Genomic DNA, 24,419 nt, shown 5'->3' on the forward strand with positions numbered 1-24,419 from the left:
GGGAATACCGGCTGGTTTTAGCCCCCTCTGCTACGGGGCTTGCGAGCTTCTGTCTTTACGAGGACTCGTTTCGCAGGCTCGTCATGCAACGGAAATGTTCATTTTTGCCTGGATGCAGACGATCTCGGCGGGCTACGTCCGGACGGCTCACTTCTTCGAGGCGGAAGGCGCTTCAAGTGGAAAGCGACTCTTTAGCGTAGTGAAGCGATCCCAGAACGCCTGTGGGACTATAGTACTGAGAACCTGTTTTGATTTCTTAATTTGGGCTCCGAGCGTCTCCACGGGGCTGGGGGCGAAGGTCATGCCTCTGGGGCAAATTGTCCCCGATATTGGCCTGTAGCCCGGGGGGCTTTTGGTCCTGCTTCTGGTGTTACGAACCCTCATCGAGGTGCACAGTTTTCGCGTCAGCAGCGCTCGCTCTCGTAGGCAAACCAAAGCTCAACCAAGCTCTTAGTTGGCATCGGTCTCCAAGACGTGAATAGCTGGTGGCATGGATTCATCGGTATGTATCGCATATATCCGCCCTCTCCGAAAAGCAACAACGCTTAGCGTCGCAGGAAGCCTACCTGTGTACTGCGGGATTCCGGCATCGTCCAACAGCAATAGATTAGTATGGCTGTGGTGCGGACGCTGAACCAGAATACTACCTGTATCAGGATCAACCCACATATTGAGCAATGGCGGTGCTGCCTCAGGCATAACGGCACGAACTCGTTCCCGAACATATTCAGGGCCGCGCTCGTCGATGGCTACGTTGACCTGCTCCGTCAGGATCGAGTCAACATCTGTGTCACTAAGTGGCATAGGCCCTTGAGGATGAGAAATGCGTTGCTGTACTGCACCATCAGATGCATCAAGTACCGTGATTTCTCCGTTGCGCGTCCACAGATGATAGATCGATCCGTTGGGATGGGACCGAACTATAGACGTACCGCCATACGGAATCGGAACCCGTGCCATTGAGCCTGCGCCCTCTTCTGGATCAGACTGCCACATCGCATCTGAGGGGAATGTCCGGAGCGTATCGTTCTCAACGACACCCGCTGGCGTTACGATTGAAACGAATCCTGAATCGCTACGATTTCGTTGGATGCGCGGGCGGTACTCTACAGCAAGCTTGTCTTCACTCATCGCGTGAAGTGCATGAGGGCGATGCCGCTTGTTCTCGGGCAGCAGCACGGTGCGCACATATTCAAACTCGCCTTCGAGACGTGCAAAGACACTCATGGCGTGCTCGTTGAAGCGTCCGAGTGCATAAAGCGTGTCGTTATTCGTCGAGAGCGTAAAGACGGGAGACATCTCGAATTCACCCGGACCTGCGCCTCCCCCTCCGATTGTTTCTTGATAGGTGCCCTCAGCGTCAAACCGAAAGATGGACGCCTGCATGAAATTACTTGCGAACACCGCGCCACCAGAACCAACCGCTACATCGCGAAAAGAGTTGGACTTAAAATACAGGTCGTGCGCTGGGTCGTCAGTGATCTCGACCGTTGGGGTTATCTCCACCTGCGGGAGGTTGGAAAACGGGTCGCTCTCCGTCCGATCAGCGGCGCATCCACCAATAAATACAACCAGCACTGCGCTCCAATACCCAAGCCATCGCATCAGGCGTGTTGACTTTACTTAGCAAGAAATACGCGGGGCAATAAAATATAAGGGCTACGCAGTTCTCTGGCAAGAAGTGATGCTACATGACTTGAAAAGACAGCTACGACATCTCCTCTTCGCGGATACGTCCGCATACCAGCATACAGAGCGCTGAGAGCGTGGGGTCGTTAATTTCGTAATAGACGTAGAGTCCTTCTTTACGACGCGAAAGCAGCCCTTCACGCGCCATCATGCCCAGATGTTTGCTCACGTTAGCCTGGCGGTGCCCGGTGGCTTCGACCAGTTCGCTCACTGTCATTTCGCCCTCCAACTGGAGCTGGTTGAGCAGTTCGAGGCGAACGGTCTCGCTCAAAATCTTGAAGCGATTTGCCGCCTGTTCCAGATGATCGCTTGGAATGAGTTCATTTGCCATAGTGTACATATGATGCTTAAACAAGGAGAAAGCTGCACAGTGAGTACCCACGGTTAACTCATGTACGTAGCCTGTCTGGCATGTGTCTGTCTATGATAGAACACATACGTGAAGCGATGCAGCAAAGTTGTACGAGGAACGGTTAAGGTCTGACGCGTGAACCAAACAAGCCCCATGATCGAGCATGTGCCCACACGCTCTTCATAAGTTTGTGTGTCTTCGACACCGGTCGCGGAATCGTTTAATTTGCGCCCTACGCTGATGCAGATTGTCTGGTAGCGTTTCAATAGCAAGTGTTCAATAGCAAGTGATTGCCACGTGGGTTACTCACGCGAGCTTACAGCATTGCGATCCACTACTGCAATCCACTACCATATTGTCTACTAAACGCGGACGTGCACAGCGCAAGGCGAGGTATTGTCTTTCAGAACATGGCAGTTTGATAGCCGCGTGAGCTAAGACAGCTATTTGTAAAGAAGATGCTCTCGTGTGCAATTCGTTTCATTTGAGCGTGCAGAACGCTTGACGCTCACCAGAGCAGTGCTCACCTTGTTTACACACTCAATATGCAACTTTCCAGTTGCAATTGTGTTTTTATCTGTAGTTGTAACTACAAGTAGTCCTTGGCTGAGTCTCTGCTATGAGTGATTCATCGTACGACAATTCCCAGTTCAACATTGAACGGGCAACTGGTGGGTTGGTACTCTCGCTCTACATCGGGGCTGCTATTTTTCTCGTTGTGATCGTCTGGATGGTGCTCCAGAATATGGAAACGCCCGACGATGCGTCGAACACCGATGGTCAGTCGGGTATGCTGCATATCGAAAGCCCTCCAGAGCTTGTAGCAGATAAACAGACTCAGTCCTTCTCGTCTATCTCCTCTTTGTACTCATGACGTACGTACCGCTTCTTACGATCTTCGTGATACTCATTACGGGAGCTGCCATCACATTGACAGTGCTCTTCCGGTCTATACAGGACGGGCAGTTCTCGAATCTTGAATCGGGAGCGTATGTTATCTTCGACGAGGATGAGCCCGTTGGTGTCCCTCAGGACCAGTTGTTCTGGCAAGACTCGGATGCCGACGACGCATCCTCTGACCATGCATCCCCCGACCGCCCCCCTGAAAATGATCTGTCGGCCGACCTGTCTGTCAACGGATCGTCCTCTTCTGCATCGTAGCTGACGCTGCACGCCGCTTTTTACAATCCGGGTTTTCCCCCTCTACCATGGCTGATTCCTCTTCGTCGGGGTCGATATCGATGCCCGAGTCCCAAGCTTCCGAGACCGAGGTGCTTGAGGCCAACTGGCGCCGCAAAGTCGACCGTTCCACCAAGTGGCCTGTCGTTGCCTTCATCGCCAGCGGCACATTCTGGTTGCTCGTTGGGTCGGTGTTTGCAATCATTGCCAGCCTCAAGTTCAACATGCCCGACTGGCTTGTACAGCAGGGCTGGCTCACATTTGGGCGGGTGCGTCCGGCGCACTTGAACACCGTGATCTATGGGTGGATTTCCATGACTGGTGTGGGAGTGGCAACCTGGCTATGGGCGCGTCTCCTGAAAACAGAGCTTCGCGGCCGGTGGCTGCTGATGGGCAGCGTCGTGCTCTGGAATATCGGGATGGTCATCGGCACAATCGGTATCTTAGCCGGGTACTCGCGCTCCATTGAGTGGGTTGAGATGCCGCTCGCTGCGTTCGCTTTTATCGTGCCGGCCATGGCGATGGTCACGGCAGCCTTCCTGATCACACTTCAGCACCGCCGTGTCCACCACTTGTTTATTTCGGTGTGGTACACCGGTGCGGCTATGATCTGGGGACCGTTCCTCGTCATCGCGTTTCTACTGCCTATATACAGCGGAGTGCCTGAGTCTATGGCCAACTGGTGGTTTGCGCATAATATCCTCGGGCTCTGGATTACGCCTATTGGGATTGCCGCTGCGTACTACCTCATCCCCAAAGTACTTGGGCGCCCGGTGTACAGCTATCACCTGTCATACCTGGGCTTCTGGACGCTCGCGCTCTTCTACAACTGGGCAGGGGTTCACCACCTGGTGGGAGGGCCTGTACCACAGTGGAGCGAAACCGTCTCTATTGTCTTCAGCATGATGATGATCATCCCCGTTGTGGTGGTGGCGGTAAACCATCACCTCACGGTGGTCGGGCACTTCAAAAAGCTTATCTACAGCCCTACGCTGCGCTTTGTGGTGTTTGGCGCCATGAGCTACACGGCTGTCAGCCTCCAGGGGTCGTTTCAGTCGCTCCGCTTTTGGCAAGAGGTTACGCACTTTACGCATTACACTATTGCCCATGCGCATCTCGGCGTATATGCCTTCGCGACTATGATTTTATTCGGGGCAGTCTACTATATCATGCCTCGTATTATGGATTGGGAATGGGAGAGTCCACGTCTCATTAGCACGCACTTTTGGACCGTCGGGCTGGGCATCGGTATGTACGTGACCGCCCTGTTCATTGGTGGTGTTATCCAGGGATTCCAGTTGCTGGATGCGGATATCGCCTTTCTGCAGATTGTTGAGGATCTGAAGCCGTGGTTCTGGGCCCGTTCGGTAGGCGGCACGCTCATGGTCATTGGCCACTTCGTGTTTGCCTATCTACTGTACCGGATTATCCGCCGCAGCGGCGTTGCGCAGACCGGGCCTACGTACTTCCGTCCGGCACCCGACGGCATGTTTGGGTCACGCGCCACGGATGTGAAGGCCTCCCTTGAAGAGCGCCCCGGCCTCTAAGAGGCGCTATGCTCCGTTCTGTTCACCACAACTGCTAACCTGTTATGACACGAGCACTGCTCATCTTCATGGGGGCCTTCGCTGCGATCCTTATGAGCTTCACAGCGCTGGCGCTGGTACCCAGCCTGCAGCTTGCAGCCATCGAGCCAACCGAAGGAACGCGCAACTATACGTTCGAAGAGCACATGGGCAAACAGATTTACATGCGCGACGGGTGCATGTACTGCCATACACAGCAAGTGCGCCCCGATGGATTTGGAAGCGACATGGATCGCGGATGGGGTCCTCGCGGCTCGCTTCCCGGCGATTACGTGTACGACGATACGCATCAGCTGGGCACAATGCGTACCGGACCCGACCTGCACGACATTGCTACGCGTCAGCCCAGCCGCGACTGGCAGCTGGCTCACCTGTACCAGCCGCGCTCCGTAAGCCCGGGCTCGGTGATGCCCGCCTATCCGTACCTGTTCGAAGTCAAGAGCGAGGATGAGGTGCTGGCCTCGGAAGTAACCGTTCCTATTGGCGGTGAGTATGCCCCGCCTGAAGGCCAGGTTGTTGTGGCAACCGAGGAAGCCCTCTGGCTTTACGAGTACCTCATGACGCTGGAGCTTCGCGAACAGGAGGAATAAGTTACCTGCCCGTCTGCTGCTTGCCTACCCGCTGCTTGCACGAACGCCCGACCTGCTATGCCCGACGACTCGAACCGCCCCGACGCATCAAGCTCTGACGATACCTCCTCTGCTAACGGGGGCGATGCGCGCGAGCGTCAACCTACATCGTCGAACAACCCTGATGAGACGCCCGAGCCGATCGACATGCTCGCGCCGCTGTTCCGCGAGGAGCCGCTCCGCCCAGAAGGCGGCGAAGCGCCGCCCATGTGGCTATGGATGATTATCTTCGGCGTTATCTTGTTCAACGTGTATTACCTGGGAAGCTACGTTGGTGACTTTAGCGCCGACCCCTGGCTCCAAGGGCGTGACGTGGTGGCAACAGTTGAAGACGAAGCCGTCGAGCGGGTCGTCGACGGGTCACGCATCTACAACAACCGCTGCCAGACCTGCCACCAGTCCGACGGCATGGGGGTGGCTGGGCAGTTTCCGCCGCTCGTCGAAACCGACTGGGTCATTGGCGATGAAGGGCGCCTCATTCGCATCCTGCTGCATGGCATGGAAGGGCCGATGGAGGTCTTGGGCGAAGAGTACAATGGCGTGATGCCGGGCTGGCAGCGCCAGCTCGACGATGCGGAGATCGCAGCCGTGCTCACGCACATCCGGGGCGAATGGGGCAACGACGCCTCCGAGATCACCGCTGAGCAGGTGAACATCCTGCGCGAGTACGAATCCGATCGAACGGCCGCCTGGACGGCCGACGAGCTCAACGAACCCGATAATCAGGGCTTCCCAGAAGGCGACGAGCCAGAAGAAGTAGCTGCTGCTGAGGAGTAATTTACTCTGGATCGCGCAAGCAGCGGCCCAACAGAGGCTCACTGTACACCCATACCTCTATGCAGCGCTGCGACCATTGCGATCTTCCACTGATCGATGCGCCCATCTCGGGTGCTGACGGAGACGGTCGATACTGCTGCTACGGCTGCCAGATGCTCGATGAGACGGTCGGCAGCGAAGCCGTTGACGAGAGTGACGCGACGCTCGCCCCCCTGCTACGTCGCACGATCATCGGGCTGCTGCTTGCCGGGTTCACGATGGTGCTGAGCCTGGCTATCAGCTCAGAATACGGGCTCGAGGCGCTTCGTAATCTGGAGCACGCCGTAGGTACTGCTCACCTCGTGCTGGTGCTGGCGGCGCTACCGGCCCTCATCCTGCTGGGTGTGCCCGTGCTTCGAGCCGCCTGGCACACGCTTCGTCAGGGCCAACTGTCGCTGCATCTCCTGTTTGCGCTGGGTACCTCTGCAGCCGTTGCTGTAAGCGTACTGTCGTATCTACGGGGCACCGGACCGGTCTACCTCGAAACGGCTGTCATGCTGCTGGCGCTCTACACGCTGGGGCGCTATCTCACGGCACGCAGCAAGCACCGGGCGCGCCGCGTGCTGGGTGCATTGCTCTCGGTGCCCGATACGACCTACGAGCGCGTAGCCCCCACGAACGACACCGTGCCTCCCGATGCGTTGCAGCCCGACGACCGCATCCGCCTGCATGCTGGCGACGTGGTGCCGGCCGATGGCGTCGTAGAAGCCGGGCAGAGTTTTGTGGATGCGCGGCAGCTCACCGGTGAGTCAACGCCTGAAGCCGTCTCGGAAGGGAGCCGCTGCTTTGCGGGTACGCACGTCGTAGACGGTACGCTCACGCTACGGATTACAGCTACCGGCGCAGACCGGCGGCTGGAGCACATAGAATCGGCCATGCAGGAGGCGCTGGCGCGGCCCAGCCGCCTGGCGCGGCGCAGCGAGCAGATCATGCGTGTGCTAATTCCGGGCGTGATCGTGCTCGCGCTGGGGGCCTTCGCAGGCTGGTGGGTGGCCGCCGGCGCTGAAAAAGCGCTCTACGTGGCCCTGAGCGTGGTGCTCATCACGTGCCCGTGTGCGCTCGGACTTGCGGTGCCCCTTGCACGGGTGCTGGCACACGGACGGGCGTCGAAGCATGGCGTGCTCATCCGCGACGGGCAGACGCTGCTCGACCTGCATCGCGTACGCACCATCGCGTTCGACAAGACAGGAACGCTCAGCCGCCTTGAAGCAGCCGAGGTGCAGGTTGAGGCGGTGGCCCTCGCATCCGCTCAAGAATCCGTTCCAGACCCAGAAGCGCTTCTCCAATATGCTGCGGCCGTTGAGGCCAACACGCACCACGTGCTGGGGCGAGCCATTCAAGCGGCGGCTCAGCAGGCCCTTGAAGCAGATCAACCGCCTGCCGCTCGCAATGTGCGCACCGTGCCCGGAGCAGGTGTTGTAGGACGGGTGGATACACCCACCGGACCCCGGCGCATCGGGGTGGGGAGCCCTGCGCTGCTTGACCGCCTCGGAATTGAGGCGCCGCCTCCCGGAGCCGTGCCATCAGCGGCAGGGCGCATTCGCCTGTTTGTGACGTACGATAACGTGGTGGCCGGGGTACTTCTGCTGACGGAGCAGCCTCGCGCTGACGCCGCACCCGCACTCGACGCGCTCCGCAACCACGGCTATGCGCTGCAGTTGCTTACCGGCGACCAGCCCGAGGCGGCGCAGCGGCTGGGCGACGCGCTCAATCTGCCTGTAACAGCGGGGCAGACTCCCGAAGCAAAGATCGAAGCCCTGGCGCGCTGGCGTGAGGCCGACGGACCGGTTGCCATGGTGGGCGACGGCATCAACGACGCTGCTGCGCTGGCCGAGGCCGATGTGGGCATCGCTGTGGTGCAAGGGGCGCCGGTCACACTGCAGGCCGCCGACATTACACTCTATCGCGACGACCTGCGCATGTTGCCGTGGCTGGCCGACCTGTCGGCGCAGACTACGCGCATCGTGAAACAGAATCTGGTGTGGACGTTCGCATACAATGGTGTAGGAGTAGGCATGGCCCTGGCGGGACTGCTTCACCCTATCGCAGCAGTTATTATTATGGCCGGCAGCAGTGCCCTCGTTACAGCGAACTCGTTCCGCCTGCGCCGCCTTCGTCCGCCCGAATGGAGCGAGTCTGCGTAGTCGCATCAGGATAGGTGTAGTGCACCGCGCTCCGCATCCCCCAAACCTATACGGGTTATGCACTATTGCGGAATCGTAGCGAGCGGCGCGAATCGGTCACTGAAGGAAGGCGTTGCGTTACACGTGTTTTGCTGTCCATTTTTCTTCCGACTGTATGTATCGCTCTGCTGTTATCGCTTGTTTTCTTGCATTTGGTCTGGTGCTGCCCCTCTTCGGGCAGGCAGATACAACCGTCGTGGAGCTCCCAGAGGTAACGGTTGAGGCGACCCGCTCCCTTGAAACGGAGGGCAGTGCGCCCTTTACGGTGTCGGTAACCGAGCGCACGCTGGAGGCGCAGACGCTGGAGGCGCCGGTCTTTCTGGGCGAGGCGCTGCGCGGCATTCCCGGCGTGTGGCTGAACGACCGCGGGCACTTTGCGCTGGGCGAACGCCTCGTGGTGCGCGGCATGGGCTGGCGCTCTCCTTTTGGCGTGCGGGGCGTGCAGGCGCTCCTCGACGGCGTGCCGCTTACGATGCCCGACGGACAGGCCTTCCTGGACATTGTGGATCCGATGTTTGTGCGTCGCACTGAAGCGGTGCGCGGGCCGTCGTCGCTCTTCTGGGGCAACGGAAGCGGGGGCACGCTCTTCCTCGACTCCACCCCCGGCCCCGATGCGCCAACAGCACAGTTTCGTGCGGGGGCGGGGAGTCATGGCCTGCAGCAGTTTGCCGCCGAGGCCGTGGTGCGTCCGAACGGAGATCTGTGGCGCGTGGCGGTGTCGGATATGCGGCGCGACGGCTTTCGGGATAACAGCGATGGCCGCTTCACCCGCGCCCTGCTCACCGGACGCATCGGGCTTGCGTCGAGCACGCAGCTTAATCTGGTCGGCGCGTTTGTCGATCAGGATGCGCGTAACCCGGGCTCGCTTACTGCCGAGCAGGTGGCTGAAGATCGCACGCAGGCCAATGGGCTCTTTGATGGATTCGATGCGGGCAAGCAGAGCACACAGGGGCACCTTGGCGCCCGCCTGACCCACGCTGAAGGCGAGATGCAGCTGGATGCGACCGTGTACGGCGGATTCCGGGATCTGGCAAACCCGCTCCCGTTTAACCTGGTCGAGTTCGACCGTCTCTACGGCGGTGTGCGCACTGCTTTGAGTGGTACGCTGAGTGGGGTGGAGTGGAACGTAGGCGCTGACGCGAACATCCAGCGCGACGATCGCATCAACTTTGACACGAACATCCCCGGGCGTGCGTTTACCGATGAGGTGGTGCTCGACCAGCTCGAAACGGTGGTGAGCCGCTCGGCCTTCGGCTACACGCGGATCCCGCTTACCGACCGCCTGCGCCTTACGCTGGGCGGTCGCCTCGACGTGGTTGACTTTGAGCTGGACGATCGTCTTCAGGTCGACGGCATCGACGAATCGGGCGAGCGCACCTTCTCGGCGTTCAGTCCAGGCGCCGGACTGGCCTACGACACGGGGCCTGCCCTTCTGTTTGCCAATTACAGCACAGCCTTCGAAACCCCAACCACGACCGAGTTAGTCAACCGGCCCGGCAATCCTGGGGGCTTCAACCCCGAGCTTAATCCGCAGCGCACGCAGGGCATGGAACTGGGCACGCGCGGGGTATGGCCAGAGGCCAGCCTGCGCTTTGACCTGGCGGTCTATCAGCTCTGGGTGGATGAGCGGCTCGTGCAGTTTGAGATTCCCGACAGCGGCGGACGCGCGTTCTTCCAGAATGTTGGTGAGAACACGCACCGGGGGGTAGAACTGGCGGTACAGTGGGATGCGCAGTCCTGGCTCACGCTCGAAACGTCGTACACCGCCAACCGCATTGTCTTCGAAGACGATGCGCTGCAGGGCAACCGCGTTCCGGGTGTGCCCGATCAGCGATTCTCGGCGACCGCGACGGCACAGGCACACAACGTGTGGCTACGCCTCTCGTACGACGCAATCGACGACTACTTTGCCGACAACCAGAACACGGCGGTCTCCGACGGCTACGCCCTCCTCGACACGCGCCTCGGACATACGGGTGTTGGCATCGCCGGGAGCACGCTGCGTCCGTATCTGGAAGTCAGCAACGTATTCGACACCACCTATAACGGCTCCGTCTCGATCAATGCCAACGACAACTACTTCGAGCCGGGCATGGGGCGCGCGTTTAAGGCGGGACTTACGCTCGCGCTGTAAGCTACGCAGCCCGGACCGATGCCGCCTGTGTATGTAGGCGGACACCGACCGGTGTAGACGGGCTACGAAGACTTATACATACTCATCCAGCTGATGTGCGTGCAGGTACTGCACCACGTTCTTGACTTGCTGCGTGCTTTCGCGATGGCTCACGAGCACGGCGTCGCCGCTGTCTACCACGACAGCATCGTGAATCCCAACCAGTACAACGAGGCGGTCGTCGGCCTGCACGTAGCAGCGGCTGGAGTCATGCATGATGACTTCGCCCTGCAGGGCATTGCCGTGTTCATCTTTCTCGCTAAGCTCGTACACGGCGCGCCAGTCGCCTACGTCGCTCCACCCGAACGAGCCCGGCACGACCTTTACCGTCTCGGCCTGCTCCATCACGCCATAGTCGATGGATACGCTCGGGGAGTCCTGAAATGCGTCTTCAAGCGGCGTGGCATTGCTCTTAGTGGCGAGTGCTTCCTCAACCGGGGTGAACGCGTCGTGGAGATCAGGGAGGTGGGTAGCGATTTCGTTGAGGATGGTATCGGCGCGCCAGATGAACATGCCGCTGTTCCAGAGAAAGTCGCCTGAATCCAGAAAGCGCTCCGCTGTCGACAGGTCGGGCTTCTCCGCAAACGTGCGTACCGGGTAGGCCTCGGGCGGATTCTCTTCGCTCACGGCAGGAAGGTCGGTCGGGCCGTCGTATTGAATGTAGCCGTACCCCGTTTCAGGATGCGTAGGTTGAATGCCGATCGTAACGAGCGTGCCGGGCTGCTGCGCGTCATCAATTGCCGTTCTGAGGACCGTGTGGAAGCCGCGCACGTCACGAATGATATGGTCGGCGGGCAGCACGACCATCGTTGCATCTGGATCTCTCGCCTTGACGACGTGGGCCGCGTAGGTGATGCACGGAGCCGTATTGCGGCTCATAGGCTCAGCCAGGATGTTCTCGGTCGGCACAGCGGGAAGCTGCTGCTTTACCTGAGACACGTATCGCTCGTGGGTAACCACGAGGCAGCGCTCAGGGGGGATAATACCGTTGAGACGCGCTACCGTATTTTGAATAAGTGTAGCATCCCCAAACACATTGAGAAATTGCTTGGGGCGTGCTTGGCGACTTTCAGGCCAGAAGCGGCTGCCGATGCCACCGGCCATGATCACAGCGTAGGTCATAAACGGAGTAGAAGCCAGTCAATATAAAAAAGACAAAGGGTAACGGGCGGAATGATACCACTGCGAGTGCACCAGACGACTGGTACAGGGCAGGTGTCGGGTTGGGCAGGCGGCGTGTTAGCAACGAGTCATGCAGTCTAGCATCTTTGATACGAGAGCCAGGTGACAAATAGGTTGCGAAGGATCTACCGGCTAACCATCTATCTGTTATCTATCTGTCACTAACGAAGACGTTACCAAGTAAGCTGCACAGGAACATCAATGTAGGAAAGAAGACGAAGAGATGCAGCTTTGATCTGGTAAGGCACAGATAAATTTGCGTCTGAGATCACAGCTTTACATGTGGCCCCATGTGAGTCCATGTAACGGCAAACGACGGCCATCAGCGCCGCAAAGCTACCGAATCACGACGACCCGCCCTACATTGCCATCGTGCGTTTTCGTTTCCCCGTCTACGCGCTGATTCATGCGTACGTGGTACAGGTAGACGCCAGTGGCTACGCGGTCGCCATCGGCATCGCGGCCATCCCAGCGAATGGTATTCCAGTCGAGCGTTCCTTCCGTGTGATGCAGCTCGCGCACCAGCCGCCCCGATACGGTGTAGATGCGTATGCGTACGCTACCGGGCCCGGCTGCGCCGCCCCGCACGCGAAACGCAAAGTTGGTATGATCGACCATTGGGTTGGGGTACGGATACATCGCCATAATCCGCTGGTCGGTTTCAACCCGCACGTGCACCTGGTACGGTTCGCTGAGCTCGTTGCCGCTGGCGTCTTCGGCTTCTACACGGAGCGTGTACGTGCTGTCGCGCCCCGACAGGTCGGGCTCGTACAGCACCCGCGCATCGCGATCGCCGGTCGCCGGCTCGAACGTCAGTGCCGGATCGGCGTGCTGGATGCGCTCGTCGTCTAAGTAGACGTCCACGAGCGTGGTGTCGGCAATGGGGCGCAGGGCATTTTCGTCTTCGACCAGAATCTCAAAGCGGGGCTGGGTGGATACGTACGGCAGAGCCGGGTCGGTTAGGTTTACGAGCGGATCGGGGTTCGGGGGTAGCTCACGTCCTTCAACGAGCACGCGCACAGAAGGAATCGACGCGTCGCGCGTTACGGCAAATGGCCATGATGCCGTGTTATTTACGCTAATCCGCTCCGGAGCCCCGTCTTGGCGAGTCTGCACGCTCAGTAGGTTGGCGCCAAGGCGCCCGATCGTAGACAGCTCTACGCTGCTTTCATATGAAGCGTCTGGCGCCAACGCGCCCACCGTATCGACCGCCGCCGTCGTTGATATGTTGTCGGCATCATTGATGTCATAGACGACACGCGTTTCCGGCGCAGGGATTGCGCCCCAGTTCACGACACGTGTTGCAACAGAAAGCGGGGCGCCCTCTTGCAGGGTATCGGAGGCCTGACTCAAGAGAGTTGGATCCAGGATAAGTTCGGGGACGCCGGTGTAGTCGACCGTCCACGAGCGCAGCTGTGGGGGAACGCGCTCGGTATCGTTGCGCAGCGTAGCCTCCAGAAATAGAGTGGGATGCGCGTCGGCATCGATGGACTGTAGCGAAGCGGCGCCATCGAGTCCGGTCAGGTCGCTGATGAGCACGGTAGAGTCTTGCGCCGAGCGAACAGCGATTGCCATCTCAGGGTGTTCATGCTCGCTATCCGCCTGCCAGGTCAGCTTGTTCCAGGTCGAGGCCGGACCGATAGAGGGCGTGCGCACAGTGCCTTCGGGGCGAAAAAAAGCGACATCGTGATCATAGCCATTGATGTTACGCTCTTCTGGGGGAGCGCTTGGATCGGTAACGAGCTCTTCAGTGGCTTCTGGGCTGCCCTTCTGCGTTTTGAGCGCCCATACGTGGCGGTAGTCGAGCGTGTCTATGGTCGCCGAGTAGGGCGTTCCAGAACGGGACGTTCCCATGTTACGGAACAGCTCTTTGACTGTATCCGGAATCGTCGCGCCGCTTTGACGGGCCAGGTGGCGTGTACGCACAAAGACGTAGTCGCCGTCTTCCACGGTCGTATCCAGAAAATTGCCAAGCGCCTCAATAGCCTCCTCCTGATCCCCGTTGTCGCCTACAAACTGATCGCTCAGGTCGTAGGTTGGGAATGATTGTGCATCGCGCACCTCGCCGGTGGTGCCGTCCATGACCAGCACGCCAAATCCGAAGGCAAGATACACGTAATTGGAAGCGCCGTTAACCACGAACCCGTGGACATTCTCGCCACGTCCTCGCTCGGAGTAGATGCTCACGTTGTTGGTAAACGTGTCGAACTGCCACTGGTCGGTGGCACGGTTATATGCGACCTGCTCGGTTGCATTCGTGCCGAAGAGCGTGCTCCGCTGCTGCCAGTGGGCCGGTGCAGTGGACCGGTCGACAACGAATCGCCCTTCTGACCAGTCTGTCGAGGCATCGTTTGCCAGCCGGGCACGCCAGGAGTACACTGTGTTATCGGTGAGCGCCTGCGTAGGCGTCCACGCGATGAGGGCGCCGTCAACGGTTTGCGTGTGGCGTTGAAGGACAGGCGAGTTAAATGCCTCGGTCGTATCCACTTCGATCTCGACGGGAAGCGACTCGGCGAAGTTACCCTGACGAACGAGGTTGAGGCGTAGCTCGGGAGTGAGGGTATCGACCGTGTGCTGATCAATCGGAGAAATGAGTGCAATGCCCGTGTCAAAGACAGTCTGCTCGCGCGTTGCGGTGTTATTGGTAGTTACGACCTCGTCGTAGGCATTCTCGGGGTCGATCGAGGCACGGAACTGGTTGGTGCCAATAGCCGAGGGGTCGAGGGGGAAGGTGAACGTTTCAACGCGTTCAACGGCGAACCGAGGCACGCGGCGCTCGCGCACATCCGACGCGCCATTGGGGCGTGTCCACTCCAGTACGACGGTGACGCTGTCGTGAGCGACGAGCCCGCGGTTCCGAAGACGCAGCTCTACGGTAAGATCGTCTGCCGGCGTGGGCGTATTGGGACGGATCCGGATGGCATCGCGCGTGATGTGGAAGTCGGGTTTGCCGGCGATAGCAATTTCAGTCGCCGGGTCGCCCAGCAGTCCGTACTGCATCAGGTGGTCGCGGTAGGTGAGGCTGCTTCCAAACCGGTCGGCCACCTCTGCTTTCGCATGCTGTGTAGCTGTGCCAAGCACCCGCACCGTATCCCGGAAGACCTGGCTGATGAGTCCGTCGTTGAGCCGGGCAGAGGGGATGCGATTGCCGAGGGCCGACGTGCCCCAGTGGGCGATGCCCCCGTTCTCAGAGCCGGGTGTGGGGGTGCCGTCGCTGCGCAGGCTACCAACGACCAGCTGCTCGCCGAGAGAAGGAGCACTGAGCACCTCGAAGCGTCCGCCGGCAAACGAGCCGGTACGGCACCCAAGCGAAACGACGATAGGGAGCCGCCCGGCGTTACCGAACTCCTCGGGCGGATCGGTCACAATCTCCCACGTCTGCGCAGCGGAGTGTCCGAAGTAGTTGACCCATCCGGCGCCGCGTGCGAGGTCGTCGGAAAGCGCATCGCGAAACGACGAGTCGAGGGCATCGTCGGCCCGTTTGTAGTACCGGGTTACGTCCATTCCGGCGGTGTAGAGGGTATCTTCGGTGCCTGTAGCCCATTCGGCCCAGCGATTAGAGTAGAACTGCAGGGATTGTTGCTCAGAGGATGTCGTTCCGCCTGCGAGCATCGTCATGCGCTGCTGCCACAGGTCGAGCGGGGCCGACTCATACGTTGAGAGCTTGTCGAGGAAGAGCTCGCCCTGTGCATTGTTGCGCACCGGAATGCGTCCGATGGCAAGCAGCTCGCTCCAGTCGGTGGGGCCGTTCTGCTGCATGCCATACCAGCCATCCGAAGGCGAGTACCCAAACGAGGGTACGCTCCAGGGGGGGGTGCGGTCGTCGACGCCATTCGTGTAGATAGGATGCTGGGCATCTCCCCATATAGCGAGGAAGCGTGGGGCTGTGCTCCACTGCTGCGACTGATGCACAAAGCGCCGAATTGCAATGGGGCTGGGGCGCCCGTAGTCGAACGCATCGAAGATGGCCTGTAGTGGTACCATGGCAACATCGTAGCCCCCCTGTACGCGTCGATAGTCGGCCATGGACTGCGCGCTCTCTTCAAGTGCAGGGGGCGCGATGAGCAGGTAGTCGGCAGCGTGCGCGTCGGGGTTGGCCCAGTTGGTACCTGTGTGAGCCTGCATCGTGGCAGGGGTCTTGTAGCCGCTGGAGCCGACGGCCCAGTAGGCAGCGCCGGCTGAGGGATTGTCCACCGAAAACAATGCGCCTCCCTCAGCGGTAGCCATGAGCGCTGTTTCGGGGCTGTAGGCGACCGGCGTGCCCGTATGGCCGCTCAGGTCGAGCGTGTACGTCTGAGCGTTGGGCAAGACAATGCGCTGCCAGTCGTCGGCACGCGCCTGCAGGGTCCGGTCGTACTCGGCAGCGATCCAGTCGAGCAGCACATAGTTGGGAGTGCTGGCCGGCGACGGGCATCCGCTGTCGAAACCGTCGTTGTACGAGGTGATGCGTAGGGGCAGTCCGTCGTCGGGAATGCGATCGGCGTCTACGCTGGCTTCGAAGGTGCGGCGGGCCGTTCCCTGCCACGAGGTGGTGCCGAGCGATTCATATGCGGTTCCTCCACTCGACGTAAGCTGCGCCTCCACCTCGACCCGATGGCACGAGTTGGTTTCGGCGTCGAAGCGGATGCGCAGATCCATCGGTGTGCTCGCTGTGGCGTTGCGCCGGTCTACCGAGAGCGTATACGAAAAGGTGCGTGGCGCGGTGTTGTTGTGGGTGAACCGGTGCCAGTAGTACCCCTCCGACTCGCTGTAGAGGGGCGTGTTGCTCTGAGTGGGACGCCCAAAGTAGTAACGCGTGTCGCGCTCGGCCCAGGCAGTATCGCGGAGTGCAGTTGTTGGCAGGGTTGCTGTAGCATCGGAGGATGCGTAGCGCAGCCCCTCGTTGGTCTGCCCCCAGGTGAGCCAGTAGGTGGTGGTGTCGGTGTAGAGGCTGCGGTGGGCGCTGCTCTGCAGCGAGGCGTCATCGTTGTAGGCCCAGGTTTCATCATCCCCCCGGTTGCGCAGGCCGACAAAGATCATCTCATCGCCAGACTGGAGCGAGCCGGTAGTATCCAGATCGATAGGGACTTCTGTGCCCCGTTCAAATAGCTGTAGCGTTACCGGGTCGATATCGGAAAGCGTGGTACCTGCAGGAAGAGCGGTCGCAATATCGCTTCCGCTCACGCGGTAGATGCCATCTTGGACAACATTGATCTTGATGTACGGTGCATCTTCGGCGTACCACGATGCCTCGTAGTCGAGTCCGCCATGCTGGGCACTGGCATCCACAGGAATGAAGATCCAGAGCCAGAGTGCTGCAATGATCAGGCGATACGGACGAGACATAGGGGCCGTGCGGGGGAATCGCGGGGGCAGAGAGTGGGTACAACGAAGCGTGCGAAGCTGTGTGCGCGAAGCCATGCGCAGGAAGCTATGCGCCGCTGAGTGAGGTTATGATATTGAGATCACGAAAACGACGCAAGCGCTTCACGATAGAGCGCCAACGTACGCTCTGTAAATGTAACAACGCCAAAACGGTTGCATGCTGAGGCGCGCAGGGCAGCGGCATCGTATTGGTGCAGCGCTGGCATTACGGCACGTAACCCGGCAGCAAGAGCCGACACAGAATGGGATGCCACGAGGTAGCCTGTCGATGGCGTGAGGATGTGCTCGGGTCCCCCGCACCGCGTGGCGAGCACCGGACATCCGGTGGCGAGCGCCTCCGCGACAGCAATTCCAAACGTCTCGTAGCGGCTCGGCAACACAAACAGATGAGACCGGTGCAGAAGATCACGTACCGCAGCACGCGACAGATGTCCGTGAAACGTCACGTACTGATCGATACCGAGGTCCGATGCGAGGAGGCGAAGCGTTTTGTGCTCGGGGCCCGTACCGGCGATATGAAGTGCGACGTTCGCATCCGCCAGTACCACCTGTTGGAAAGCATGTAGCAGGAGATCGATGCCCTTTTCTGGGACCAGGCGCCCTATGGTTGCGATGCGAAGCGGAGGCGCGGCGGGGCGCGTGTTGGGCCGCGTAAAGAACGAGCAATCGACCGGGTTGGGAATCAGGCGGATGGGAGACGTGCCCCACCCCTGGCGGATTAGCGTGTCGCGCAGGGCGGGGCTGACGGCGGCCACCGCATGGGCGTGGCTAAATGCTTCGGGGAGAAGCGCGTGCTGCTCGGGGAGCAGGGTGTTGCGCATGAAACCGCTGAAGTGCTCGGTGAGCGCCATGGGGCGGTTCCAGGTAGAGGCGATGCGGGCAGCGGCGGCGCCGGCCCATTGCGCGCTCATAGCATGCACGATATTAGGCACGCCGTAGGCCGCTGCATACCGCTGTGCAAGCTGCTCGGCATCACGAATGCGCGTAGCGAAGGTACCGTTGAGGCGAGAGCGGACGTTCCAGCTGTGGCGGCGCAGTACAGGGACGCCGTGCTCGACGTGCCACCGGGTTTGAAAGCGATGGGTTGCAAGGGCCGCGGTGGTGAGGCGGCGCAGGCTATGGTGCTCAGGGTAGATAACGCCGACGGTGCACCCGGCGTGTTGGAGCGCGTTGAGCTGGTCATAGAAGTACGTTCCTGCAGCGCTGAGGTCGGTTGGAAACCAGGAGGGCAGAACGAGAACGTGCATCCTACAACATGGGGAAGCGGTTCAATGGTAAGTGATTGTCATGTAGCAACACCATCGGGGGCGGCTCAACCCCCTCTGTCTACCGACATCTCCCCCTTGGATAAGGGGAGAAACCCGACACGAGCCCGTAGGGCGACTGATGGAGCGAAGCGGAATAAGGGAGAGCGGGTTCGAACAAGACAAACCTACAGTGTCTAATAGCTTTATCACTTAGCGTCTACCCACTACGCAACATGATAAGAGATTCAGGGAGCACTGCGCAGCGAAGCAGAGGGGGCGGCTATGATGAGGCGGCGCATGTGTGCGGGAGAGATATCGGTTCGGCGGCAGTGCGATTCGAGATGCTGAATGTGCACGTCGAGTTCGGCCCGGCTGTACGGAAGGCTTCCGCGCACCCCGATAATAGCTGGATGGGTGGTAGCTTCGGTGGTTTCATCCGGCATCGCGAGCGACTCCGTCATCTTTTCGCCGGGGCGGCGCCCGATCTGTTCAATGAGCTCTTGGGGGTCGCAATGGGGATACCAGCGCGTGGCCAGCTGCCGCGCCAGGTCGATGATTCGTAGCGGCTCGCCCATGCGAAAGAGGTATACCGGGTGGCTGTCGAGAAGCAGCGTATGCATGATGAGACTGCACGCCTCCTCTGCGCTCATGAAGTAGCGCTCCATATCAGGATGCGTGACCGGGATCGGGCGCCCCTGCGCGAGCCGGCGCTCAAAGCGGGGCACGACGCTGCCGCGGCTTCCAAACACATTGCCGAAACGCACGATTTTGTGCTCTACCGTAGAGGTAGATGCGCGCACGTACCACTCCGCCAGGCGTTTGGTAGCGCCGAGCACGCTGGTAGGCTGTACGGCCTTATCGGTTGATACAAAGATAAACTGCTCCGCCTGGTATTCTTCGCTCAGCTGAAGGAGCTGCATCGTTGCCTTCGTATTGTTCTGGAAGGCCTCAGCCGGCTGCTCCTCCATAATCGGAACGTGCTTGTAGGCCGCTGTGTGGATGACGATGTCAGGGCAAACCGTCTGAAAAAGCCGGTGTATGGAGCGGGTGTTACGTACATCTGCCAGCCGGAGGTCAACGTTCTGGATGAGCGATGCATCGCGGAGGACGTGTTGAAGCCGGTAGAGGTTATACTCGCTCATGTCAACGCCTACCAGCTGAAAGGGCGCGAGGGCAGCCAGTTGCTGCATCAGTTCGCTTCCGATCGATCCCCCTGCACCGGTAACCAGAACGGTGCGATCGGTAAGTGCGTTGCGAAGGCGATCGGCGTTGATTGTGGGGCGCGGGCGCTCGACCAGGTCGTAGAGTGTGAGCGGACTGGGGGCATGAGCCGGCGGGTCGGGGGGCGTGTCTTTTGGGGGCGCAAGGGGGACAAGCGCCCGGCTGCCGAGAACGCCCATCCCAACGATAAGCACATGCAGGGCGACAACTCCTCGCGGGAGTAGGAGACCCGGGTCCCACAGGTAAAGGATAGCAGGAGCAGCAAGACCTGCCCCTGCGATGGCAATGCCCATACGCATCAGCACAGACAGCCGAATCGGTGAGGCCTCATGTTGGTAGGCGCCTGCTCCGAAAAGGGCGGCGGCAAACGCAGCGGTGATGACGAGGGCCGTAGGGGAAGCAGCCAGTGCAGCTGCGTCAGAAGCGGAGGCGTAAAACAGGTAAGCTGCAGCCCACAGGCCAAGGTATACGATGGCAAGGTCGAGGCACATCCACGCGCTACGGTAAACCCAACGGGGTCCATTGGCAAGAGGGAAAATATGGGAGCGGATCGCTTGCACGAACTGGCGTAAGTTTAGCAGGGTGGGTGGGAGATACGGACTGTTCGTAGGTCAGGGTCAGCTATAGCCTGTTACGACGCAGCCAGAGCGTAGGTCAATAAGGTCAGCATAACATAGTATACGCAATACGTGCGAAAATACCACTTTACGATTATGTTGCGCATACGAGAGGAGTAATAGTACGACGTAGTGCTTCAAGGCAGTGCTCAGAGAACCCTTTGGAGAGATACACGTCTGGTTGTGTTTCTGGTTGTATCTGATCCTGTTTGATCTGCTTACAGGCCGCAGGCGCAGCCTAAACGAGGTTCTCAATGAGCTGTCGGTACGCTTGCATGTGGCCGGCCCGATCAAACCGGGTATGCGCCAGATGGATAGCGTTGCGCGACCAGCGTGCTCGAATATGAGAAGGCTGCTCCATATACTGGCAGACACACGCTGCCAGGTTCTCAGGGGTTTGAGGGGGAACGTACCACCCGCATCGCCCTGACGCAACGAGCTCTTTGGTCCAGCCCGGATTGGTGACGATCACGGGGGTACCGGCTGCCAGGCTGTCCATTAACTTGGAAGGAGCATTGGCCCTCAGCACAGGGCGGTCAATAAACGAGGTAACTGAGAGCGTCGCATGCTTGAAAAGCGCGAGGGTACGAGGGTACGGCTGCGGAGGCAGCAGGCGCACGTTGGAGAGGCGCCGCGCCGCAGCCTCTATGTCCGGCTGATGGTACCCGCTGCCTACGAATGCCCACACGATATCGGAGCGGTGGCGCAGGCGGTGCGCTGCATCGAGGAGCGTAGGAAGGGCATTGGCGCGGCCAAACGACCCGGCATACAGGACGAGGCGCTGCTCGTCCTTCAGCGGACAGAGCGCTTCGGCCTCGCGGATCGGCGCATGACGCAGCAGCGATAGGTCGGTGCCGTATGGATTCATGCTGACCCGATTATGTCCCGAACGGCGGCGCACATGGCGCGCCATATCGGGCGAGAGCGCTACGACGTGACGGGCGTTGCAGTAGAGATACCGCTCCAGTGCGTAAAGCGCCCGCTGCGCCCCTGCCGCGGGCACCGCCCCCATCTGAATGGGAAAGTCGGGCCAGAGGTCGCGCACCTCAAACAACCAGGGTACTCCATACCAGCGTGCCACAAGCGCGCCAACCATTGGAACGGTGAGCGGGGTTGAAGAAGCTAATACGATATCAGGCGCGCCGGCCGCCAGTCCCTTTAAGGCAGCCTGAGCCGCGTAGCGCCCAAATGAAAGCAGCCGTCGAGCTGCGTTCATTTCGTTTTGGTACGATACGGATACTTCATGAAGTGCCACACCAGGCGGCACCCAGCTGTAGTCATTGGTGATCCGGCGTTTGCGCCCCATATTCGCTGTTATCAGCGTGACGTCATGATGCGCGGCAAGTGCACAGACCAGCGCATACGGACGCCCTGCGGTAGGGCAGTCGGGCGTGTGGTAGTGCTGAAGGAAGACAGCGATGTGCACGGGTACGGGGTGCTTAGAGCGATCAAAGATGGGCGGCGCGTGCAGGTACGCCCACAACAGTAGTGTGAGCAGGTACATCACGCGTCACAACCGCCCCGGCACCGACGGTTGCTCCTTCGTTAACACATCGGTCGGGAAGTACAACCGCCCCGGCACCCAGTCGGGCTCTGTCTCCTATCGTAACATGTCCGGACACGCGGACCCCCGGGTGCAACGTTGCAAATGAATGTAGCACAGCATCGTGGCCGAGCGTGCAGTGCGCATCGACAATCACATGACGGTGCGCAGTAACGGCGACCATACATACAACGCCGGCATACACAATACATCCCGCTCCAAATCGGATGCTTTCGTGCACGGAAACGCTTGGGTCTATCAGGGTAGCCGCAGCGGCAGGATGAGAGACAAGCTGGTCAGCCACCCGTTTTCGGGCACTACCGTCACCAATAGCAACGACGTAGGCGACGCGCGGGTGACGGCTAAGCCAGGAGGGCGGTCCCAGCACAGGGTGTCCCAGCACTGAGGTGCCATGCCGGCTGGAGTCGCTGTCCAGCAGTCCTCGTAACCGCCAGCGGGCACGATGGGCATTGATGCGTTCAACAAGAGCAACCGTTTCACGTCCCAGGTCGCCTGCTCCGATGATAACGAGCGGCGTCATTACGATAAGGAGTCTGGTACAGGGGGGCGGGATACCGTGTCGTTGCGGCCCATAGGGCCATACACACCTTTGCCCCGCATGAGTACAAACGGAGTACGCAACATAATGCCCAGGTCAAGCCAAAACGACCGCTTCTCCACATACCACACATCGAGTTCAATGCGCTCAGGCCACGAGAGCGCATTGCGCCCGTTGACCTGCGCCCAACCAGTCAGTCCAGGGCGCACGCGCAAGCGCTGCTTCTCAAAAGCATTGTAGCGGTAGGCCTGATCGAGCAGAGTTGGGCGTGGGCCCACAACGCTCATCTCGCCCATCACAATATTCCACAGCTGCGGCAGCTCGTCGAGTGCCCAGCGTCGCAAGAAAGCACCGGTTCGGGTGCAGTGTGCGCCGGGACGCAGCGGGTCTTTGGGGCCGAGGCGGAGCGTCCGAAATTTGTAGATGCGAAACGGCTCTCCCTGCTTTCCCGCGCGCTGCTGCGTAAAAAAAATGGGGCGCCCGTCAATCAGCAAGATTGCTGCGGCAACGGCGAGCAAGATCGGACTGAGCAGCAGAAGTAGTACTGCTGCCCCTATACAGTCTAATAAGCCCTTCCAGTGCGAGTAGCTCATGAGGGAACTGAGATCGAGATAGGTTTAGAGAGATGCGCACGTAATGTCTCCACGACCTGGTACATCTCTGCCTCGGTGAGTCCGTCAAAAAACGGCAGTGCCAGCGTACGATCGGAGGCATACTCACAACGTGGAAAGTCGCCTCGCTCGAAGCCAAACCGGTCGCGGTAATAGGGCTGTAGGTGAATCGCTGGGAAGTACGGTGCGCATCCGATGCCCGCATGCCGGAGCGCCTTGCACAGCGCGTCGCGATCGGCGCGCTGGTAGCGTTTGCGCAGCTCTATTACGTATACAAACCAGCTGCGCGTGCCTTGGGCGGCCGGCTGGGGACGTTTCAGGTGGTCTGTCAGCGGAGCAAGGGCCGCATGGTACTGCGCTGCGACCGAGCGCCGGGCTGCTAATATGTCGTCCAGCCGGTCCAGCTGGGCTGCGCCGAGCGCGGCGTTAAGCTCGCTCAACCGGTAATTGTAGCCGAGGCGTACATGGCGCATCTGCTCGCGCGATGCACGCCCCTGATTACGCAGCGACCGGCAGGTGGATGCGAGCGCGTCGTCATCCGTCGTGATGCACCCACCCTCGCCGGTGGTAATCTGCTTGTTCGGATAGAACCCGAACGCGGCGGCATCGCCCCATGCTCCAACCGGCTGCCCACCGATCGAAGCGCCGAGTGCCTCGCACGAGTCGGCAATAAGAGCCAGGCTGTGGGCGTCCGCGATAGCGCGAAGGCGCGTCCAGTCGGCGGGGCATCCAAACACATCTACGGCAAGAATGGCGCAGGTATCCGAGGTGATCGCTGCCTCGGCTTCTGCGGGGTCGATATTGTACGTTTGAGGGTCGACGTCGACCAGGCGAGGCACGAGGTTCTCGAAGAGTAGCACGTTTGAGGAGGCCACGAAGCTGTATGGCGTAGTGACAACCGTTTCACCTTCAGGCAGGTCGAGTGCCCGAACGATGCAGTGAAGCGCGGCTGTCCCGCTACTCACGGCTACTGCATGCGCGGTCTTACAGCGCGCCGCCATCTGCGCTTCAAAGCGCTCAAGGGCAGGACCCATCGAGAGGCGGGTCGACTGCATGACCGATGCAACGGCCGCGCGCTCATGATCTGTTATGCTGGGCCGGGCCAGTGGGATGGACACAAGGGATAAACAGTAGGTGGGAGAACGTTTGGCACGTAATACATGCAACATACAAGTACTGTCCTAAAAGAACCAACAGCACCCCGAGAGAAAGGGTGGTTTTTAACGACGTCGTTGCGCGGTTTGAGAATATTCGCGGAAGAGGTGTGTGTTTTGTCAAAAAGAAGACCGGACGCTGCACCTTCCGCAGGCTTTCTCGTTGCATCCGTGCTTTGTATTGTGCAGATTACGCATATGAAAAATATACAAGCAATTTGTTTAATGCTGTTGCCCAGCTAAACCCTCTGAAGCAGGTCCGATACAGCCCCATGGGCAGCGTCTCCTCCTCAAGTGATCTACATCTTTGCATG

General features: G+C 59.8%; 17 protein-coding genes. 7 read left to right on the forward strand and 10 right to left on the reverse strand.

The annotated features are described in order from the left end of the window. Positions 1-450: 450 nt before the first annotated feature. Together ACZ48V_RS03395 and ACZ48V_RS03400 are read right to left on the reverse strand one after the other, a co-directional pair. Positions 451-1,605, reverse strand: coding sequence for a 6-bladed beta-propeller (locus ACZ48V_RS03395; RefSeq protein ID WP_464541598.1), 1,155 nt, complete (start codon positions 1,603-1,605; stop codon positions 451-453). A 103-nt stretch (positions 1,606-1,708) separates the two neighbouring features. Next, entirely contained in the window at positions 1,709-2,020 is a 312-nt protein-coding gene (locus tag ACZ48V_RS03400; protein WP_464541600.1) for an ArsR/SmtB family transcription factor, read from the reverse strand. Between the two features lie 640 nt (positions 2,021-2,660). On the opposite strand from ACZ48V_RS03400, the gene ACZ48V_RS03405 reads away from it, so the two are divergent. The 7 genes from ACZ48V_RS03405 to ACZ48V_RS03435 all read left to right on the forward strand — a co-directional run bounded on the left by ACZ48V_RS03405 (position 2,661) and on the right by ACZ48V_RS03435 (position 10,568). Further along, positions 2,661-2,915, forward strand: a complete 255-nt coding sequence (locus ACZ48V_RS03405) for a hypothetical protein (RefSeq protein ID WP_464541602.1) — start codon at positions 2,661-2,663, stop codon at positions 2,913-2,915. Then, complete coding sequence (locus ACZ48V_RS03410; RefSeq protein WP_464541604.1) at positions 2,912-3,202, forward strand: hypothetical protein; 291 nt, start codon at positions 2,912-2,914, stop codon at positions 3,200-3,202. Before ACZ48V_RS03405 ends, ACZ48V_RS03410 begins: the two co-directional genes overlap by 4 nt. Before the next feature lie 47 nt (positions 3,203-3,249). Next, the gene (locus ACZ48V_RS03415; RefSeq protein ID WP_464541606.1) at positions 3,250-4,767 is read left to right on the forward strand and encodes a cbb3-type cytochrome c oxidase subunit I; all 1,518 of its coding nucleotides are present in this window, start codon (positions 3,250-3,252) and stop codon (positions 4,765-4,767) included. A 44-nt stretch (positions 4,768-4,811) separates the two neighbouring features. After that, entirely contained in the window at positions 4,812-5,396 is a 585-nt protein-coding gene (locus ACZ48V_RS03420; protein WP_464541608.1) for a cbb3-type cytochrome c oxidase subunit II, read from the forward strand. 57 nt (positions 5,397-5,453) lie between these two features. Then, positions 5,454-6,212, forward strand: coding sequence for a c-type cytochrome (locus tag ACZ48V_RS03425; RefSeq protein ID WP_464541610.1), 759 nt, complete (start codon positions 5,454-5,456; stop codon positions 6,210-6,212). 59 nt (positions 6,213-6,271) lie between these two features. Further along, on the forward strand, positions 6,272-8,395 hold the full coding sequence (locus tag ACZ48V_RS03430; protein ID WP_464541612.1) for a heavy metal translocating P-type ATPase: 2,124 nt from the start codon (positions 6,272-6,274) through the stop codon (positions 8,393-8,395). Positions 8,396-8,549: 154 nt separating this feature from the next. After that, on the forward strand, positions 8,550-10,568 hold the full coding sequence (locus ACZ48V_RS03435; protein ID WP_464541614.1) for a TonB-dependent receptor family protein: 2,019 nt from the start codon (positions 8,550-8,552) through the stop codon (positions 10,566-10,568). A gap of 72 nt (positions 10,569-10,640) precedes the next feature. Here the strand turns inward: ACZ48V_RS03435 and ACZ48V_RS03440 are convergent, their stop codons facing one another. From ACZ48V_RS03440 to ACZ48V_RS03475, 8 genes are all read right to left on the reverse strand, one after another. Then, positions 10,641-11,729: a mannose-1-phosphate guanylyltransferase gene (locus ACZ48V_RS03440; protein ID WP_464541616.1), complete on the reverse strand. Its 1,089-nt coding sequence runs from the start codon at positions 11,727-11,729 to the stop codon at positions 10,641-10,643. Positions 11,730-12,125: 396 nt separating this feature from the next. After that, complete coding sequence (locus tag ACZ48V_RS03445) at positions 12,126-17,114, reverse strand: C25 family cysteine peptidase (protein WP_464541618.1); 4,989 nt, start codon at positions 17,112-17,114, stop codon at positions 12,126-12,128. Between the two features lie 119 nt (positions 17,115-17,233). Beyond that, entirely contained in the window at positions 17,234-18,400 is a 1,167-nt protein-coding gene (locus ACZ48V_RS03450) for a glycosyltransferase (protein WP_464541620.1), read from the reverse strand. A 245-nt stretch (positions 18,401-18,645) separates the two neighbouring features. Further along, positions 18,646-20,112 carry a polysaccharide biosynthesis protein gene (locus ACZ48V_RS03455; protein WP_464541622.1) on the reverse strand — a complete coding sequence of 489 codons (1,467 nt, stop codon included), beginning with the start codon at positions 20,110-20,112 and terminating at the stop codon, positions 18,646-18,648. Between the two features lie 364 nt (positions 20,113-20,476). Beyond that, positions 20,477-21,664: a glycosyltransferase family 4 protein gene (locus tag ACZ48V_RS03460; protein WP_464541624.1), complete on the reverse strand. Its 1,188-nt coding sequence runs from the start codon at positions 21,662-21,664 to the stop codon at positions 20,477-20,479. Positions 21,665-21,686: 22 nt separating this feature from the next. Further along, positions 21,687-22,322, reverse strand: coding sequence for a NeuD/PglB/VioB family sugar acetyltransferase (locus ACZ48V_RS03465; protein ID WP_464541626.1), 636 nt, complete (start codon positions 22,320-22,322; stop codon positions 21,687-21,689). Further along, complete coding sequence (locus ACZ48V_RS03470) at positions 22,322-22,933, reverse strand: sugar transferase (protein ID WP_464541628.1); 612 nt, start codon at positions 22,931-22,933, stop codon at positions 22,322-22,324. The genes ACZ48V_RS03465 and ACZ48V_RS03470 overlap by 1 nt, the downstream gene beginning before the upstream one ends. Then, the gene (locus tag ACZ48V_RS03475) at positions 22,930-24,069 is read right to left on the reverse strand and encodes a DegT/DnrJ/EryC1/StrS family aminotransferase (RefSeq protein WP_464541630.1); all 1,140 of its coding nucleotides are present in this window, start codon (positions 24,067-24,069) and stop codon (positions 22,930-22,932) included. Before ACZ48V_RS03475 ends, ACZ48V_RS03470 begins: the two co-directional genes overlap by 4 nt. Positions 24,070-24,419: the final 350 nt, after the last annotated feature.

The sequence above is a fragment of the Longimonas haloalkaliphila genome (assembly GCF_055379825.1).